Raw genomic sequence first — 14,191 nt, 5'->3', positions numbered from 1 at the left:
CGGAGTCGGGGAGATCGAGGAGCGGCCGCCGCGAGCGACGACGGAATCGGGGAGCGACGCGGCGCGCAACGAAGGCCCCGGCGAGATCGCCGGGGCCTTCGTCGTGATGTGGGGGAGTGCGGCCTAGCCGAAGCGGCCCGAGACGTAGTCCTCAGTCGCCTGGACGGAGGGGTTCTCGAAGATGGTCTTCGTCGTGTCGTACTCGATGAGCTTGCCCGGCATGCCGGTGCCCGCGATGTTGAAGAAGGCGGTCTTGTCGGAGACGCGCGACGCCTGCTGCATGTTGTGGGTCACGATGACGATCGTGTACTCGGTCTTGAGGTCCTCGATGAGGTCCTCGATGGCGAGCGTCGAGATGGGGTCGAGCGCCGAGCAGGGCTCGTCCATGAGGAGCACGTCGGGGGAGACGGCGATCGCGCGGGCGATGCAGAGACGCTGCTGCTGGCCGCCGGAGAGTCCGGACCCGGGGAGGTCGAGGCGGTCCTTGACCTCCTTCCACAGGTTGGCTCCCTGGAGCGACTTCTCGACGAGTGCGTCGGCGTCGCTCTTGGAGATCTGCGTGTTGTTGAGCTTCACTCCGGCGAGGACGTTCTCGCGGATCGACATGGTGGGGAACGGGTTCGGGCGCTGGAAGACCATGCCGACCTGACGTCGCACGAGGACGGGGTCGACGCCTGGGCCGTAGAGGTTGTTGCCGTCGATGAGGACTTCGCCGTCGACCCACGCCTTGGGGATGACCTCGTGCATGCGGTTGAGGGTGCGGAGGAAGGTCGACTTGCCGCAGCCGGATGGGCCGATGAAGGCGGTGACGCTGCGGGGCTCGATGATCATGGAGACGTCTTCGACGGCCTTGAACTTGTCGTAGTAGACGTTGAGGTCGTTGACTTCGATGCGCTTGGACACTGTATTTCCCTAACTTCCTGGCTGGTCGGCCTGGTCAGTCTGACCGGTTAGCCCTTGGGGGCGAAGAACTTGGTGATCATGCGTGCGAGCAGGTTGAGCAGCATGACGATGATGAGGAGGACGAGCGCGCCCGTCCAGGCGAGGTTGAGCATGTTCTCGGCTCCCGCGCCGACCTGCTGCGTGTACGAGCGGTAGACGAAGACGGGGAGGCTCATCATGGCGCCCTGGGTCATGTTGTAGTTCATGTAGATGTTGAACCCGGCCGCGATGAGCAGTGGCGCGCTCTCGCCGATGACGCGCGAGATGGCGAGCATGACGCCGGTCGTGATGCCGGCGAGCGCGGTGGGGAGCACGACCTTGGAGATCGTGAGCCACTTCGGCACGCCGAGCGCGTAGGAGGCCTCGCGGAGCTCGTTGGGGACGAGTCGGATCATCTCCTCCGAGGAGCGCACGACGGTCGGGATCATGAGGACGGTGAGGGCGATCGAGCCGGCGAGTCCCGTGCGCACGTTGGTGAGCGGGATGCCGAGCGTCTGCAGGATGAGCATGATCATCGTGTAGGCGAACAGACCGGCGACGATCGACGGAACGCCCGTCATGACGTCCACGAAGAAGTTGATGGCCCGGGAGAGGCGGCCCTTGCCGTACTCGACGAGGTAGATCGAGGTGAAGAGGCCGATCGGCACCGAGATGAGTGTCGCGACGAGCGTGATGAGCAGCGTGCCCACGATGGCGTGGATGCCGCCGCCGCCTTCTGTGACGACGCCGACCATGGAGGACGAGAAGAAGGTCGGGTCGAAGCGGGCGACGCCGTTCGCGACGAGGGTGAACAGCAGCGACAGCAGCGGGACGAGGGCCAGGACGAATGCTGCGGTGACGAGCGAGGTCACGAAGCGGTTGGTGGCCTGGCGGGAGCCTTCGATGATGCGGGCGATGACCCACTGGCCCGCGATGTAGAAGATCGCGCCGAGGACCGCGAAGCCGGTCCAGTTGAACTCGCCTCCGCCTGCCGCGAGGAGCAGGGTGATGGCGGCCGAGAGCGCGAAGCCTCCGACGAGGATCGCGTACGGGCCCCACTTGGGGAGGCGGCCGTGCGTGAGCGGGTTGATCATCTCGGGAGCCGACTGGTTCTGGGCTGGTTTCTGCAGTGTTGAGGTCATCAGTTGGCTCCTGAGAATTCCTTGCGGCGGCTCACGATCCATCGTGCGAGGGAGTTCACGAGGAGGGTGATGGCGAAGAGCACGAGACCGGATGCGATGAGCACGTTGATGTCGAGGTTCGACGCCTCTGGGAAGGAGAGTGCGATGTTGGCGGCGATCGTCGACGGGTTGGTGTTCGACGTCAGCTGGAAGGTGATCACGCCGGTCGCGGAGAGCACCATGGCGACGGCCATGGTCTCACCGAGGGCGCGTCCGAGGCCGAGCATGACGGAGGACACCATGCCGCCGCGCGCGAAGGGCAGCACGGCCATCTTGATCATCTCCCAGCGGGTGGCGCCGAGGGCGAGCGATGCCTCTTCGTGGAGGCGCGGCGTCTGGAGGAAGACCTCGCGGGTGAGGGCGGTGACGATGGGGAGCACCATGACGGCGAGCACGATGGCGGCGGTCAGGATGGTGCGTCCCGTCGCCGAGACCTGCCCCTGGAAGAAGGGTAGCCAGGAGAGGTTCTCGTTGAGCCAGACGTAGAAGGGCTGCACGAACGGTCCGAGCACGGTTGCGCCCCAGAGGCCGAAGACGACTGAGGGAACTGCGGCGAGCAGGTCGATGACGTAGCCGAGGGGGGCTGCGAGCTTGCGCGACGCGTAGTGCGTGATGAAGAGGGCGACGCCGATGGCGACGGGGACTGCCATGAGCAGCGCGAGCAGTGAGGCCCACAGTGTTCCGAAGATGAGCGGCAGCACGTACCAGAAGAAGTTGCCTTCGGCGTCCGGCTCGGCGAGGTTGCTCGCACCGGCGACGAAGTGGCTGTTCTCGGCCGCGTCGGGGAAGAAGGCCGGGAGTCCCTGGAAGAGCAGGAAGAAGAACACGGCGGCGAGGATCGCGAGGATGAGCGATCCGGAGAACGTCGAGAGGAAGCTGAAGACGCGGTCGCCAGGACGCGACTTGGCCTTCACCGATGTGCCCGCATCTGGGGCGAGTTCTGCAGTCATCTGCTGAGGGTTTCCCTAAGTCATTTGGGTGGAGCGGGGCGAGGAGCTGAAGAGAGCCGAATCGCCCGGTGCCATGCTTTCACAGCACGGCACCGGGCTGAAACGGAACTTCAGTCCGCGCGGACTACTTGATGGCGTCGACTGCTGCCTGTGCCTGGGTGCGCAGGTCGTCCGAGATGGGCGCGGAGCCCGCGTTCTCGGCTGCTGCATCCTGCGCTTCGGGGCTGATGACGTAGTCGAAGTACGCCTTGACGTTGGCGCCGACGGCCGGGTCCGTGTACTCGGCGCAGCCGATGAGGTAGGAGACCAGGACGATCGGGTAGACGCCTTCAGCGGAGCGGTCGAGCTCGAACGAGAGGTCGGTCGCTGCGCGGCCTTCCTCGAGCGTGGAGTTGTCGACGACGGCGGCTGCCGCCTCGGGGGAGAGCTCGACGAACTCGGAGCCGGTCTGGATGGCGGCCGTGCTCAGGTCGCCGGCCGCGGATGCGTCGAGGTAGCCGATGGTGCCGTTGCCGGAGGTCAGCGCCTGCTGGACGCCGGGGGTCTCCTGGGCGCCTTCGCCGCCTTCGATGGGCCAGTCGTCGCTGTCCTCGAAGGTCCACACGTCGGGGGCTGCCTCGACGAGGTAGGACGTGAAGTTGCCCGTGGTGCCCGAGGTGTCGGAGCGGTGGACCGGCGTGATGGCGAGGTCGGGGAACGTGACGCCCGCGTTGAGCGCGGCGATCTCGGGGGCGTTCCAGTTGGTGATCTCGCCCTTGAAGATCTTGGCGAGGGTCGCGGGGTCGAGGTTGAGCGTGTCGACGCCCTCGACGTTGAATGCGACGGCGATGGGGGAGATGTAGGCGGGGATCTCGACGAGGTCGGTGCCGTCGACGCAGTTGCCGAAGCCGCCTGCTTCGATCTCTTCCATCTTGAACGCGCGGTCGGAGCCGATGAAGGCGGACGTGCCGTTCGTGAAGTCGGTGCGGCCGGCGCCGGAGCCGCCACCCGCGTAGTTGATCTGGATGCCTGGCTCGACCGCGGCGAAGCCGGCGATCCAGGAGGTCTGGGCGGTGCCCTGCGACGAGGCGCCGGATGCGGCCAGCGTGCCCGTGAGCGATCCTGCGCCCTCGACTGCGGTTCCCGGCTCTGCTGCGGTTGGCTCGTTGCTGGCGCAAGCCGCAAGCGTGAGTGCGGCGATTGCGGCCATGGCGACCGATGCGCCTACTCGCGTGAACTTCATGGAGTTTCCCTTCGGGGACAGGTGACATTCCGTTGGATCAGTTGCGATCCGTCGGTGACGCTATGCGCGAAGGGTGACGAGGAGGGGCGGGGAAAGTGAACGGAGGGTGAACGGGCTGGGAATGCGCGCAGATTTCACCCGCATCCGCTTACTTCATCTGCTCCAGGACGGGTTCGATCTGCGCCCGGAGGGTGGCGGAGATGGGCGCTGATCCGGCAGCCGCTGCCGATGCCGCCTGCCCTTCTTCGCTCACGACGTAGCTGAAGTAGGCCTTCGCGTTTGTGCCCTCGTCGGCGTCGGCGTACTCGGCGCAGCCGATGAGGTAGGAGACGAGCACGATCGGGTAGACGCCCGGCGTCGTGCGGTTGAGCTCGAAGGCGAGGTCGGTCGCGGCACGCCCGTCTTCGATCGTCGAGTTGTCGACGACGGCTGCGGCGGCTTCTGGGGAGAAGGGCACGTACTCGCCGCCGGTCTCGACTGCCGCCGTCGTGAGGCCGTCGGCCGCGGATGCATCCATGTACCCGATCGTGCCGTTGGCGCGGAGTGCCTGCTGCATGCCTGCGCTCTCCTGCGCGGCTTCGCCGCTCTCGACGGGCCACTCGTCGACTTCGCCGTAGCTCCAGGCGTCGCCGGCGGCCTCGTCCAGGTAGGCGGTGAAGTTGCCGGTCGTCCCGGACTTGTCCGAGCGGTGCACGGGGGTGATGGCGAGCGACGGCAGGGTGGCGTCCGGGTTCAGGGCGGCGATCTCCGGCGCGTCCCACGAGTCGATGTCTCCGGCGAAGATGCCAGCGATCGTCGCCGCGTCGAGGCGCAGCTCGTCGACGCCCTCAAGCGCGAAGGCGACGGCGATGGGAGAGATGTAGGCGGGGATCTCCACGAGATCGCTGCCCTCTGCGCAGGTCCGGAACGGGCCCTCCTCGATCTCCTCGATGTCGAAGGCGCGGTCGGAGCCGATGAACGCGGAGGTGCCGTTCTGGAAGTCGGAACGCCCGGCGCCCGAGCCACCACCCGCGTAGTTCACTCGCACGTCAGGCTCGATGGGATAGAAGCCCGCGATCCACGCGGTCTGCGCGACGCCCTGCGAGGAGGCGCCAGAGGCGCTCAGCACGCCGGAGAGGTGCTGCGAGCGCGGGTCCTTGCTGACCGAGATCTCGTTGAGCGCGCATCCGCTCGTCACGAGAACGGTGGTTGCGAGGAGCGCCAGGGCGGCGAGTGCTCGGGAGTGGTGCATCGAGTTCCTTCTGCCATCAGGTGTCAGGCGATCGCAAGATCCGCCTGCATCAGTATGGACGAGAAGTCGACGGGACGTGACGCGCGGGTGAAGGGATGGGCCCCCGCGCAGGCGCATCCGACGGCATGGATCAGGTGATCGGACCGTGCGTCTCGGCGGCGACGACACCCGCCCTCGGGTGGTTGACGGGCACGTGGATCACGGAGCACTCACCGGTCGAGAGCATGGCGTGACGCGCGAGCGAGCTCGGGCGCGTCGCCGTGTACAGGGCGATGGAGCGGACGATGGCGGGCATGACCGGGGAATGACTGCAGATCACGGTGCTGCGGCGCTTCGCGATGAGCTTCCGGACGACCTCGTCGAGCTCCTCTTCGTCTCGCGTGTAGGAGCCCTGCGCGATGCTGCGCTCGACCTGAGGCGTCAGCCCCAGGAGCGAGCTGATGGGGGCGACCGTCGAGCGGCAGCGGACCGCATTCGAGGTGATGACGGCCTCGGGCCCGAACGCCCGGAGGATCGGCACGACGGTCTCGGCCTGCTCGAGGCCGCGCGCTGTGATCGGGCGGGAGTCGTCGTCGCCCGGCCACGACTGCGGGGGCACGGCCGTCGCGTGGCGCAGCACGAGGATGGCGAAGGTCCGGTGCAGTCCGCGACGGTACCTGTCGGCGAAGACCTCGAGCAGCTCGCGGTCCCTGTCGTAGCTGAGGAGCTTCTTGGCCTTCTTGAGGGAGACCCACTCGATGGCGTCCACCTCGTCGTTCGGTTCGAAGACGTGCGCCTCGAAGGATGCTTCGTCGACCTCCGCGGTCCAGTAGTGGACCTCTTTCGGTCGGCCGTTCGGCATGACGTACTCGATGTATCCGAGCGGCGCGCCGAGCTTGGCCTCGTAGCCGGTCTCTTCCTCGACCTCGCGTGCGGCGGTCTCCGGCAGCGTCTCGCCGGGGTCGACCTTGCCCTTCGGCAGCGAGTAGTCCCCGTGGCGCCCACGATGGATGACGAGCACCTTGAGCTTGTCGTCCGCAACGTCCTCGTGCCACAGCACAGCGCCTGCCGCGTAGACGGTGCGCGAGGCGGCAGGGGTGTCGATCGTCATCCGGTCAGGCCAGCGTGGTGGGCCTGCGACGCTTGCTGATGCGTCGCATCATCTCGTCGTGGAGGTCGGTGAGGCGCTGCCCGTTCTCGTCTCTGGCGTGGCGGACCCATTCGGCATCGGAACCGAGGTGCCAGGTCGCGGTCGTGTCGTCCATCGCGAGGTCGAACATCGCCGCGATGTCGGCGGCGTGGTGCTCGTCGATGATGCGCACGAGCGCTTCGATGCGGCGGTCGAGGTTTCGGTGCATCATGTCGGCTGAGCCGATGAAGACGCGTTCGTCGCCGTCGTTCGCGAAGCAGAAGATGCGGGAGTGCTCGAGGTAGCGGCCGACGACGGAGCGCACACGGATGGTCTCGCTGAGGCCGGGGACTCCTGGGCGGAGGCCGCAGATGCCGCGGACCCAGATGTCGACGGGCACGCCCGCCTGGCTCGCGCGGTAGAGGGCGTCGATGATCTCCTCGTCGACCATGGAGTTGACCTTGATGCGGATGCGGCTCGGCTTGCCGTCGAGCGCGTTCTTGCGCTCCTTGTCGATGAGGTTGAGGAGTCCCGGGCGCAGGTGCATGGGGGCGACGAGGAGTCGCGTGAACTTGCGCTCGATGGCGTAGCCGGAGAGCTGGTTGAAGAGGCGCGTGATGTCGCGGGAGATCTTCTCGTTGCAGGTGAAGAGGCCGAGGTCCTCGTAGATGCGGCTCGTCTTCGGGTTGTAGTTGCCCGTGCCGATGTGGTTGTACATCTTGAGCTCGTTGTCTTCCTTGCGGATGACCTGGAGGAGCTTGCAGTGGGTCTTGAGCCCGACGGTTCCGTAGACGACGTGCACGCCGGCCTTCTCGAGCTTGCGTGCCCAGACGATGTTGTTCTGCTCGTCGAAGCGCGCTTTGATCTCGACGAGGACAAGCACCTGCTTGCCGGATTCGGCCGCCTTGATGAGGGCGTTCACGATGGGGCTGTCGCCTGACGTGCGGTAGAGGGTCTGCTTGATGGCGAGCACGTTCGGGTCGGCTGCGGCAACCTCGAGGAAGGCCTGCACGCTCGTGGAGAACGCCTCGTACGGGTGCTGGACGAGCACGTCGCGGCGCGCGATCGCACCGAACATGTCCGGCTTCTCGTCGCTTTCGGACGTGCGGAACGCCGCTGCGGTGACGGGCACGTGCGTCGGATACTTCAGGTCCGGCCGGTTGATCGCGCCGAGCGCGAAGAGGCCGCCCAGGTCGAGTGGGCCGGGGAGGACGTACACCTCGTTGTGGGTGATGTCGAGCTCGGTCATGAGGAGTTCGAGCGTCTCGTCGTCCATGTCGTTGGACACTTCGAGGCGGATGGGCGGGCCGAAGCGGCGCCGCAGGAGCTCCTTCTCGAGGGCCTGCAGGAGGTTCTCGGTCTCGTCCTCCTCGATCGTCATGTCCTCGTTGCGGGTGAGGCGGAACGCGTGGTGATCGAGGATCTTCATGCCGGGGAAGACGTGACCGAGGTGCTGCGCGATGAGGTCTTCGAGCAGGATGAAGCGCGCCTTGCCGTGGTCGGACTGCAGCGGGTAGAACCGCGGGAGCACGGGCGGCACCTTGAGGCGCGCGAACTCCTCCTTCTCGCTGCGCGGGTTGTAGACGCGCACGGAGATGTTGAGGGAGAGCCCCGAGATGTAGGGGAACGGGTGCACCGGGTCGACGGCGAGCGGCATCAGCACTGGGAAGATCTGCTCGTCGAAGAGGTCGCCGAGCTCGACGCGTTCGGCGTCGGAGAGCTCGTCCCAGCTGACGATGTGGATGCCCTGGTCGGCGAGCTCCGGGCGCACGCTGTCGTTGAAGATCGCCGCGTGCCGCTTCTGCAGCTCGTAGGCCTTGGATCGGATGGTGTCGAGGGCCACCTGCGGCGGGACGCCGGCTGGGGTCGGGACGGCGAGGCCGGTCGCGATGCGGCGCTTGAGACCGGCGACGCGCACCATGAAGAACTCGTCGAGGTTCGAGGAGAAGATCGCGAGGAAGTTCGCCCGCTCGAGGAGCGGCGTCGAGGGGTCCTCGCCGAGCTCGAGCACACGCTGGTTGAAGGCGAGCCAGCTGAGCTCGCGGTCGACGAAGCGGCTACGCGGCATGTCCGGCGAGTCTGCGGCGGCCTCGGGTGCGCGGAGTTCGATTGTCATGCGGTCATCCTTGCAGGTGTGCGGTGAAGAACGGTGCCTCGATGCGACGGTCCCGCAGGATCGAGATGATCCTGTGGGGGTGAAGCTCAGCAGACCCATTCAAACGGTTCATGAACGGCGGTGTCGGTACTGCACGTCGATCGAGAGCTGCTCGTAGCCGAGGGAGCGGTAGAGCGCGAGCGCTGCCGTGTTGTCGCCCTCCACGTACAGCGAGGTCTCGCTGGCGCCCGTGGCGTGCATCCGCTGCAGGCCGGCCTGCATGAGGGCACGGCCGAGCCCGCGGCCCGCTGCCTCTGGCGCGATGCCGACGACGTAGATCTCGACCTCGTCGACTTCTCGCTTGAGCCAGTTGTAGCCCAGGAGTGCGCCGTCCTCGTCGCGCAGGAGCAGGAAGTCGTCGGCGTCGAACCAGTCGGTCGACCGTCGGGCGTCGAGGCCTGCGGCGTCGAGCGCGCCCTGTTCTGGGTGACTGCGGAACACGATGGCGTTCAGCGCCAGGAAGTCGTCGGCATCCGCGTCCGTGAAGGGCGCGATCGTGAGCCCGTCGGGGAGAGGGGTCGCACCGGCGTCGGCATCGGTGATCGGCCGCCCGAGCTTGAGGAGCGTTCGCACGGCCTCGAGTCCCCGGCTCTCGGCGAGCGCCGATGCGCCTGGCAGGTTCCCGTGGGCCCAGAGGACCGGGGGAGCTTCGGCCGAGGAGACTGCGTCGTAGAGCCGTCCACCGAGGCCTGCTCGGCGATGCGCTGGATGCACGACCAGCTCGCCCTCGACCGTCCCGTCGCCGAGGTCCCTCGTGAGCGCCACGGCGACGAGCTGACCCGAGTCGTCGATGGCGGCGATCCGCCGAGCGTCGAGCGACAGCATCGTGTCCTCGTTGAACGGGGAGACACCGTCCGCGGACAGCGCGGCGTCGGCGATGGCGCGGATCTCGTCGCCGCGAGCGTCGGCCGACGCCGTGGTGGAGATCTCGGGGGTTTCGGGCATCTCGGCTCCTAGGCCTTGGCGGTCGCGTCGTCTGCCTGGCCCGTGGCCGAAGGCTCGTCGCGTGAGGCCTCGCCCCCGCGCAGCAGGCGATAGCCGACATTGCGGACCGTGCCGATGACGCTCTCCTGGTCTCCGAGCTTCGCGCGGAGGCGCCGTACGTGCACGTCGACCGTGCGCGTGCCGCCGAAGTAGTCGTACCCCCACACCTCGCTCAGCAGCCGCTCCCGCGTGAACACGTGGTCGGGATGCGAGGCGAGGTAGCGCAGCAGCTCGAACTCCTTGAAGGTGAGGTCGAGGGTGCGCCCGCGATACCTGGCGGTGTAGCTGTGCTCGTCGATCGTGAGGGGGCCGATGGCGATCGTGCCGCTCGGCTCCTCCACTGCGGCCTGCGGGCGGAGGAGACGGATGCGCGCATCCACCTCCGCCGGTCCCGCTGTGCGCAGGATGACGTCGCCGATGCCCCAGTCGGAGGAGATGGCCGGGAGGCCGCCCTCCGTGATGGCGAGCAGCACCGGAACCGAGGACTCGATCGTGTTGAGGACCCCGCACAGGCGCTTCGCGCTCGGGAGGTCGCTGGTGCCGTCGATGATGTTGGCGTCGGCTTGTGGGGCCGAGGCGAGGGCGGATGCGGTCGGAGGGAGCACCCGGACGCGGTGCGCCAGCAGAGTGAGGGAAGGGAGAGCGTGCTCGACGCCGCCGGCGCTGAACAAGAGGACGTCTGCCAAATGTGGCCTCCTCGATGTTTGGTCGGACTCGCTCGCTAGTCTACGCACCCTCGGGACAGCTCCAGCGTGCACAATGGGGCAATGACCCGCGAACGAGTGAGCATCGGCATCGTCTGGCTGGCGGCCATCGTCGGAGTATTCGGCGTCGCGGTCCTCGCTGACCCGTCGCGGCATCTGGTCTGGGTGAGCATTCTGATGCTGACGCTCATCTGCCTCACCTGCCTCCTCCAGCTTCGCCTGCAGGAGAGCGACGGGTTCATCATGAGGATGAGCCTCAGCCTCGTCGGGGCGCTTGTCGTGCTCGGCGTCGCGTCCCTCGGCTTCGCGCTGCTCGGCGGAGACGCGGTCGTCGGCACGCCGAGCCACAGCTAGGCGCGCCGCCTCTCGCGTGCATCCGCACTGACTCTCGCGTGCGTCCGCACTGACTCTCGCGTGCATCCGCACTGACTCTCGCGTGCATCCGCACGGCTAAGATGGTCGGCATGGACACCGTGCTTGTTATCGAAATCATCTTCACCGGGCTGCTGGTGCTCGCGCTCGCCGCCATCAGCTTCGTCTCCGTGGTCGTGCTCAAGAACCTCTTCAAGGGCCAGAACTAAGCAGCCCAGCGGAGCGACACCGCAGCCGGATCGAGAGGAAACCCCCGATGGTCTACGACATCCCCACTGACCTCCCGCCCGAGATCGTGCCGCTCTCCTGGCTGCTCGGCGTGTGGGAGGGAACCGGCCACGTCGAGTACAAAGTGGGCGAGGAAGTGCGCGAGCAGGCGTTCCGCCAGCGCGTGAGCTTCAGCCACGACGGCCTCCCCTACCTCAACTACTCCGCTCAGCTGTGGCTCGAGGAAGGCACCGGCGACGAGCCCGTGCAGATCCCGCTCACGGGCGAGACGGGGTTCTGGCGGCTGGCTCGCACCCGGGACGACGGCGATGTCGGTCCCGGCTATCTGCCCCCGACTGCCCCGGCGACGATCACGGACGCCGATGGTGTCGAGGGGCTGCGCGACGATGACCAGGCGTTCCCGCTCGAAGTGTCGATCGTGCACCCGACTGGACTCCTCGAGCGGTACAGCGGCAGCGCCAGAGGCCCGCGCATCGACCTGAAGACCGAGGAAGTCCTGCTCGCGCCCGGCGCGAAGGAGTTCACCGCGTCCACTCGCATGTACGGCTTCGTCGCGGGCGAGCTGCTGTGGGCTTGGGATATCGCAGCCCTCGGCCAGGAACTGGCGACGCACGCGTCGGCGAAGCTGGCCAAGCTTGACTGAGCAGGCGGTTCCGAGCAGCTCGGCGGCTGACGCCGACGAGTCCCAGCCGTATCGCTCGCCGTTCCTCGCCCTTCCCGGCGCGGTGGAGGGCGTCGGCATCGACGCTGGCGTCGCCTGGCACTACGGGCACGTGACGGCCGACCAGCGCGACCTCGCTGCCGGTCGCTCGGTCGTGGATGCATCGCACCTCGGGATCATCCGCCTCACCGGCGGTGACAGGCTCAGCTGGCTCGATTCGCTCACCTCGCAGCGCCTCACGACGCTTCAGCCCGGCGAGAGCGCAGAGACGCTGCTCCTCGACATCCAGGGTCACATCGAGCACGGCGCGGCTGTCATCGACGACGGCACCGCCACCTGGCTGATCACGGAGCGCGACTCTGCCCCCGCCTTCGCGGCATGGCTGAACCGGATGCGGTTCATGCTCGACGTGCAGCTGGCCGAGGTGACCGGCGAGTTCGCCGTGATCGCGACGCTCGGTGAGCTGGACCTCGGTGCAGCTGACCCGAACGGCACCCCACTCGTGTGGAGCGACCCGTGGGCCGCACCGCCGGAGCACGGCTGGAGCTACTCGGCGTACCCGGTCGTGCCCGCCGATGGTGTCGCCGACGCGCACCCGGGGGCCGACTTCCCCGTGAAGCTGCATGTCGTCGAACGGGCAGGGCTGCAGACTCTCGTCGACCGCGCCTCGTCCGGTGAGCTGCCCATCGCGGGCATGCACGCGCTGGAGGCGCTGCGCATCGCCGCCTGGCGGCCTCGCCTCGGTGCCGAGGTCGATTCGCGTGCGATACCGCACGAGTTCGACTGGCTCCGCAGCGCTGTGCACCTGGAGAAGGGCTGCTACCGCGGACAGGAGACCGTCGCGAAGGTGCACTTCCTGGGTCGCCCGCCGCGCAGGATCGTCCTGCTCGACCTCGACGGCTCGCTCGGCGAGCTTCCCGAGGTCGGGAGCACCCTGTCGGTCGAGGGCGACGCCGGGGCGCAGACGGTCGGACGAATCAGCTCCGTGGCCATCCATCACGAGGACGGCCCCATCGCACTCGCGCTGGTGAAGCGCTCCCTCCCGGAGGACGCCACCCTCGTCGCGCACCTCGCTGACGAGCAGCAGGTGACGGCGAGCGCCACGACGATCGTCTCGCCGGGTGCGGGACGCGCGGCCGAGGTACCTCGGCTGCCGCGCCTCGAGCGCCGCGGGCAGTAGACGTGGCGGCTCCGGCTGTCGGCGTCGGGGCCGCGATCGCTCGCGTGCGCGCTTCCCTGCCGGCGGTCGTGCAGATCACGGCTGCCGCGTTCGTGGCCTATGCGATCGCGCACTGGGGGCTGGGGCATCCCATACCGTTCCTCGCGGTGACGGTGGCGATCACGAGTCTCGGGCTGCAGCGGGACGCGCGTCCCCGTCGCGTGTTCGACACGGCGCTCGGCATCACCTTCGGTGTGCTGCTCTCAAACCTCTCGCTGGTCCTCTTCGGGCGCGGTGTCTGGCAGGTCGCGGTCGTGCTCGCGGTCGTGCTGCTGCTCGGCCGGCTCGTGCACCCGAGCCCGGGCTTCGCGATCGGCGCGGCCGTGCAGGCATCGCTCGTGCAGCTCATCCCCGTGCAGGGCGTGGCCGAGTACTCGCGGCTCCTGGACGCGGTCATCGGGGGAGCGGTCGCGATCGCGGCCACGGCGCTCGTGCCGCGAAACGCGGCGGCGCTCGCGAAGAACGAGGCCAAGGGCCTCATCGGGGCGCTGGCGCAGGCACTCGGCGACATCTCGCAGGCGCTGCGTCGCGGCGACAGTGACGCAGGGCTCGCCGCGCTCGAGGAGCTGCGCCGGACGCAGGACACGCTCGACGCCTGGTCGACGGAGCTCGAGAGCGCCGCATCCATCGCCCGCCTTTCGCCGTTCATGCGCCACCACCGAGGGCGAGTCGATCGCCTGGTGGAGCTCCGCACGAGCATCGACCTCGCAACGCGGAACCTGCGCGTGCTCGCCCGTCGCGCCTGGTCGCTGTCCTGGGACGGCCGCCACCGTGAGGAGCTCGCTGACCTCCTCGGCGACATCCAGTCGGGCATGCTCGAGCTGCGGCTCGGCCTCGACGACGACGCCATGCTGCACCAGTCTCGGCAGACGCTGCTCATCGCGGCGGCGCGGCTGGAACCCGACCACCTGCACGGGGCGCAGCTCGCCGATTCCGTGCTGCTCATGCAGTGCAGGCCCCTCGTCGTCGACCTGCTCATCGCGAGCGGCATGGACCCGGAGGCGGCCCGCACGGCGCTCCCCGAGGTCAAGTAGCCCTCCTCACGTCGGTCGCTGCCTGCGCGCGACCTTCTTCCGCACCGCGCGATTTTCCGCCGAGCGCGACGTTCCGCCGCGCTCGCGCGCCGATCACTGCCAGTGAAGTGGCCGTTCTGGCCGGTTCGGAAGGGCCGTTCGGCTGGCAGCGATCAGCGGATGAGGGGCGGACTGCTGGTCGAGGGAACGTGCAACGAGGTCGGGCGCGTGTCGTCCTGGGT

Annotated in this window: 13 protein-coding genes; 4 read left to right on the top strand and 9 right to left on the bottom strand. The window is 68.0% G+C overall.

The window, feature by feature from the left end; all coding sequences use genetic code 11:
• Positions 1-123: 123 nt before the first annotated feature.
• The 9 genes from pstB to C5C17_RS13440 all read right to left on the bottom strand — a co-directional run bounded on the left by pstB (position 124) and on the right by C5C17_RS13440 (position 10,438).
• Positions 124-903, bottom strand: coding sequence for a phosphate ABC transporter ATP-binding protein PstB (gene pstB, locus C5C17_RS13480; protein ID WP_104253908.1), 780 nt, complete (start codon positions 901-903; stop codon positions 124-126).
• Positions 904-950: 47 nt separating this feature from the next.
• Positions 951-2,063, bottom strand: a complete 1,113-nt coding sequence (gene pstA / locus C5C17_RS13475; RefSeq protein ID WP_104253907.1) for a phosphate ABC transporter permease PstA — start codon at positions 2,061-2,063, stop codon at positions 951-953.
• Positions 2,063-3,052, bottom strand: coding sequence for a phosphate ABC transporter permease subunit PstC (gene pstC / locus C5C17_RS13470; RefSeq protein WP_104253906.1), 990 nt, complete (start codon positions 3,050-3,052; stop codon positions 2,063-2,065). Before pstC ends, pstA begins: the two co-directional genes overlap by 1 nt.
• Before the next feature lie 124 nt (positions 3,053-3,176).
• Positions 3,177-4,274, bottom strand: coding sequence for a phosphate ABC transporter substrate-binding protein PstS (locus C5C17_RS13465; RefSeq protein WP_104253905.1), 1,098 nt, complete (start codon positions 4,272-4,274; stop codon positions 3,177-3,179).
• 148 nt (positions 4,275-4,422) lie between these two features.
• Positions 4,423-5,505, bottom strand: a complete 1,083-nt coding sequence (locus C5C17_RS13460) for a phosphate ABC transporter substrate-binding protein PstS (protein ID WP_104253904.1) — start codon at positions 5,503-5,505, stop codon at positions 4,423-4,425.
• 130 nt (positions 5,506-5,635) lie between these two features.
• Positions 5,636-6,595: an NUDIX hydrolase gene (locus C5C17_RS13455; RefSeq protein ID WP_104253903.1), complete on the bottom strand. Its 960-nt coding sequence runs from the start codon at positions 6,593-6,595 to the stop codon at positions 5,636-5,638.
• 4 nt (positions 6,596-6,599) lie between these two features.
• Positions 6,600-8,729, bottom strand: coding sequence for an RNA degradosome polyphosphate kinase (locus C5C17_RS13450; protein ID WP_104253902.1), 2,130 nt, complete (start codon positions 8,727-8,729; stop codon positions 6,600-6,602).
• Positions 8,730-8,837: 108 nt separating this feature from the next.
• Positions 8,838-9,713 carry a mycothiol synthase gene (gene mshD / locus C5C17_RS13445; RefSeq protein WP_104253901.1) on the bottom strand — a complete coding sequence of 292 codons (876 nt, stop codon included), beginning with the start codon at positions 9,711-9,713 and terminating at the stop codon, positions 8,838-8,840.
• A gap of 8 nt (positions 9,714-9,721) precedes the next feature.
• Positions 9,722-10,438: a winged helix family transcriptional regulator gene (locus C5C17_RS13440; RefSeq protein ID WP_258066209.1), complete on the bottom strand. Its 717-nt coding sequence runs from the start codon at positions 10,436-10,438 to the stop codon at positions 9,722-9,724.
• A gap of 81 nt (positions 10,439-10,519) precedes the next feature.
• Between C5C17_RS13440 and C5C17_RS18660 the strand changes: the two genes are divergently transcribed.
• The 4 genes from C5C17_RS18660 (at position 10,520) to C5C17_RS13425 (ending at position 13,970) form a co-directional block, all read left to right on the top strand.
• On the top strand, positions 10,520-10,810 hold the full coding sequence (locus C5C17_RS18660; RefSeq protein WP_167516421.1) for a hypothetical protein: 291 nt from the start codon (positions 10,520-10,522) through the stop codon (positions 10,808-10,810).
• Positions 10,811-11,084: 274 nt separating this feature from the next.
• Positions 11,085-11,699 carry an FABP family protein gene (locus tag C5C17_RS13435; RefSeq protein WP_104253899.1) on the top strand — a complete coding sequence of 205 codons (615 nt, stop codon included), beginning with the start codon at positions 11,085-11,087 and terminating at the stop codon, positions 11,697-11,699.
• Positions 11,692-12,897: a folate-binding protein YgfZ gene (locus tag C5C17_RS13430; RefSeq protein WP_104253898.1), complete on the top strand. Its 1,206-nt coding sequence runs from the start codon at positions 11,692-11,694 to the stop codon at positions 12,895-12,897. Before C5C17_RS13435 ends, C5C17_RS13430 begins: the two co-directional genes overlap by 8 nt.
• Positions 12,898-12,899: 2 nt before the next feature.
• Positions 12,900-13,970 carry an FUSC family protein gene (locus C5C17_RS13425; protein WP_104253897.1) on the top strand — a complete coding sequence of 357 codons (1,071 nt, stop codon included), beginning with the start codon at positions 12,900-12,902 and terminating at the stop codon, positions 13,968-13,970.
• Positions 13,971-14,191: the final 221 nt, after the last annotated feature.

The sequence above is a fragment of the Pseudoclavibacter sp. RFBA6 genome, from assembly GCF_002931575.1.
Taxonomy (GTDB): Bacteria; Actinomycetota; Actinomycetes; order Actinomycetales; family Microbacteriaceae; genus Pseudoclavibacter; species Pseudoclavibacter terrae.
This window is presented reverse-complemented; position numbering and strand designations above follow the sequence as displayed.